Consider the following 2,871-nt stretch of genomic DNA (forward strand, 5'->3'; position numbering starts at 1 on the left):
CGGCCGGTCCGGCCGCCGCCCCTCTCGCGCGCCCGGACCGGCCGGGCGGCCCGGACACCCTGATCCGCGCCGCCCGCCCGCGGGCCGGCTCCCATGTGCCGCGAGGCCCGGCGACAGGACCCACTCCCGCCCGGATTCCCAGAACGGTACGGTCGGGACATGACGATCCGAGCCGTGGTCTGGGACATCGACGACACGATCTTCGACTACACCACGGCCGACCGCGCGGGCATGCGCCGCCACCTCCGGGCGGAGGGGCTGCTCGGCCGGTTCGAGTCCGTCGAGGAGGCGCTCCGCCTCTGGCGGGAGATCACCGACGTCCAGTGGGCCAGGTTCGCCGCGAGGGAGACCGACTTCCTCGGGCAGCGCCGCGACCGGGTGCGGGTCTTCCTCGGAACAGGGCTGACCGACGAGGAGGCCGACGCCTGGTTCGGGCGGTACATCACGCACTACGAAGCGGCCTGGGAGCTGTTCCCCGACGTGCTGCCGGCCCTGGACGCCCTCGCCGCCACCCACCGGCACGCCGTGCTGTCCAACTCCAGCCTGCACGTCCAGGAGCCGAAGCTGCGCGCCCTGGGGGTACGGGACCGCTTCGAGGCCGTGCTGTGCGCGGCGGACCTCGGGGTGTCCAAGCCCGAACCCGCGGCCTTCCACGCCGCTTGCGAGGCCCTGGAGTTGCCCGCGCACCAGGTGGCGTACGTCGGCGACCACCCGGAGATCGACGCGCGGGGCGCGGCCGAGGCCGGACTCTTCTCCGTCTGGCTGGACCGCGGCGGGGCCGCCGCGGCACCGGGGCTGCGGCGGATCACGGGTCTCGCCGAGCTTCCCGGGGTGCTGCGGGCGGATACCCGTTTTGGAGCGCCGTCCACCTTCGGGTAATGTTCTTCCTGCGCCACCCGGGAGGGCCGACAGGCCGGACCGGGAGACGCGGACAGAACAAACCCCCATCACCGGGGGTTGTGTTTTGGTGGCCTATGGTGTAATTGGCAGCACGACTGATTCTGGTTCAGTTAGTCTAGGTTCGAGTCCTGGTAGGCCAGCTCGCAGAGCTCATCTGCAAAGCCCCCGTTGTGTAGCGGCCTAGCACGCTGCCCTCTCAAGGCAGTAGCGCCGGTTCGAATCCGGTCGGGGGTACAGATCCTTCCCGCGAGGTCATCTGGGTCGCTCCCGGTGTCCTCGAGACGCAGGATCGCTAGGGCCCCCGTTGTGTAGCGGCCTAGCACGCCGCCCTCTCAAGGCGGTAGCGCCGGTTCGAATCCGGTCGGGGGTACTCTCTGGTCTAAACCACCAGTGGGCTATGGTGTAATTGGCAGCACGACTGATTCTGGTTCAGTTAGTTTAGGTTCGAGTCCTGGTAGCCCAGCCGGATCAGAAATGATCCTTGCCCCCGTTGTGTAGCGGCCTAGCACGCCGCCCTCTCAAGGCGGTAGCGCCGGTTCGAATCCGGTCGGGGGTACGCGAAGAAGGCGCTCTTCCCTCCCGGGGAGGGCGCCTTCGCGTTGCCGTGCCCTCGCGTCGTCCCGTGCGGTCAGCCCTCGCCGTAGCGGCGGTTGGACTCCTCGGCCTCGGCGAGCCTGCGCAGGCTCAGCAGCACCGGCTCGTACAGCACGGTCAGCGCCACCGCCGCCTCCACCTGCTCGGCGGGCGTCTCGTACGACTCGACCAAGTCCAGGTCGGCAACGGCGATTTGGCCCGCCTGACGGGCGTACGGCAGCAGGTTCTCCAGCGCGCAGGGATAGCCGAGCCGGCCGAGCGCCGCGACCGCGCCGACCAGCATGCCGTAGGCGGGGGAGAGGGGTCCTGTCCGCCGGCCGTAGCTCCAGCCGAGGCGGTCGAGCAGTGCGTCCACCGTGCGGCGTGCGGCGTCGGCGGCCGGCCCCTCCTCGGCGGCGGGCGGGTGCGGGAGCGCCCAGACGGCGGCGCCGAGCCGCATGTGGTGGTCCAGGGAGTCGTCCTCGACGGCCCGGAGGACCTCGCGCGCCGTGGCCACCGGCATCCTGCCGACCTGGATCAGCGCCCTCACCAGCCGCAGGCGCCGCAGATGCCCCTCGTCGTACTCGGCCTGGGTGGCGCTGACCCGGCGGCCCGGCTGCAGCAGCCCCTCCCGCAGGTAGTACTTGATCGTCGCCGGGGACGCCCCGCTCCGCTCGCTCAGTTCCGCCAGCCGCACAGTCCTTGCACCCTTTCTTGGATAGTGGCACTATCCAAGCATGGATAGTGCCACTATCCAATATTTCGGCAAGGGAGAACCAGCAAGGGAGAACCGCATGGGCGCCAAGCCGATCCCGGGACGTATGACCGCGCGGCGCGCCGACGCCGTGACCGTCTTCCTCATCGGGATGCGCATCAACAACTTCCTCGCGCCGCGCTCCTGGTGGCCCGTCTTCCGGGCCATGCCGCGGATGCTCAAAGAGCTCTCGCGGGACGAGAGGAGCGGATTCATGGGGTACCAGCTGCTCTTCGGCGGGCCGAGGCTGATCTACGTCGTCCAGTACTGGGCCTCGAAGGAGCAGCTCCTCGCCTACGCCGGCGACCGGGACGGGTCCCACCGGCCGGCGTGGGCGGCGTTCAACCGCCGGATGCGCGAGGGGAAGGGCAAGGTGGGCTTCTGGCACGAGACGTACGCCGTCCCGGCCGGGGCGCACGAAGCCGTGTACATCAACATGCCGGAGTTCGGCCTGGGCAGGGCCGGGGGAGTGGTCCCCGTCGCCCACCGCGGAGAGCGCGCCGCGGACCGCCTCCGGGCGGCCTGAGCCGGTCCCCCGCTCCGGGTGGCCCCGCACGGGGCCACCCGGAGCGGGCGTCGCGCCGCCGTGCGGACGGTCCGGCGTCCACCTCGCCGGGGCGGGCGTCCAGGCCGGGGGGTGCGGC

The 2,871-nt window shown here is 71.2% G+C and carries 3 protein-coding genes and 5 tRNA genes; 7 read left to right on the forward strand and 1 reads right to left on the reverse strand.

Annotated elements, in window-relative coordinates:
* Positions 1-159: 159 nt before the first annotated feature.
* The 6 genes from GUY61_RS37005 to GUY61_RS37030 all read left to right on the forward strand — a co-directional run bounded on the left by GUY61_RS37005 (position 160) and on the right by GUY61_RS37030 (position 1,456).
* The gene (locus GUY61_RS37005) at positions 160-879 is read left to right on the forward strand and encodes an HAD family hydrolase (protein WP_166634677.1); all 720 of its coding nucleotides are present in this window, start codon (positions 160-162) and stop codon (positions 877-879) included.
* Between the two features lie 89 nt (positions 880-968).
* A tRNA-Gln gene (locus tag GUY61_RS37010) sits at positions 969-1,040 on the forward strand.
* A gap of 21 nt (positions 1,041-1,061) precedes the next feature.
* A tRNA-Glu gene (locus GUY61_RS37015) sits at positions 1,062-1,134 on the forward strand.
* A 63-nt stretch (positions 1,135-1,197) separates the two neighbouring features.
* Positions 1,198-1,270: transfer RNA gene (locus tag GUY61_RS37020), tRNA-Glu, on the forward strand.
* Between the two features lie 21 nt (positions 1,271-1,291).
* A tRNA-Gln gene (locus GUY61_RS37025) sits at positions 1,292-1,363 on the forward strand.
* 20 nt (positions 1,364-1,383) lie between these two features.
* A tRNA-Glu gene (locus GUY61_RS37030) sits at positions 1,384-1,456 on the forward strand.
* Positions 1,457-1,528: 72 nt separating this feature from the next.
* Here the strand turns inward: GUY61_RS37030 and GUY61_RS37035 are convergent.
* Entirely contained in the window at positions 1,529-2,170 is a 642-nt protein-coding gene (locus GUY61_RS37035) for a MerR family transcriptional regulator (protein ID WP_166634678.1), read from the reverse strand.
* Positions 2,171-2,267: 97 nt separating this feature from the next.
* Between GUY61_RS37035 and GUY61_RS37040 the strand changes: the two genes are divergently transcribed.
* On the forward strand, positions 2,268-2,753 hold the full coding sequence (locus GUY61_RS37040) for a DUF4188 domain-containing protein (protein WP_166634679.1): 486 nt from the start codon (positions 2,268-2,270) through the stop codon (positions 2,751-2,753).
* Positions 2,754-2,871: the final 118 nt, after the last annotated feature.

Source organism: Streptomyces sp. GC420, assembly GCF_009916105.1.
Classification (GTDB): Bacteria; Actinomycetota; Actinomycetes; order Streptomycetales; family Streptomycetaceae; genus Streptomyces.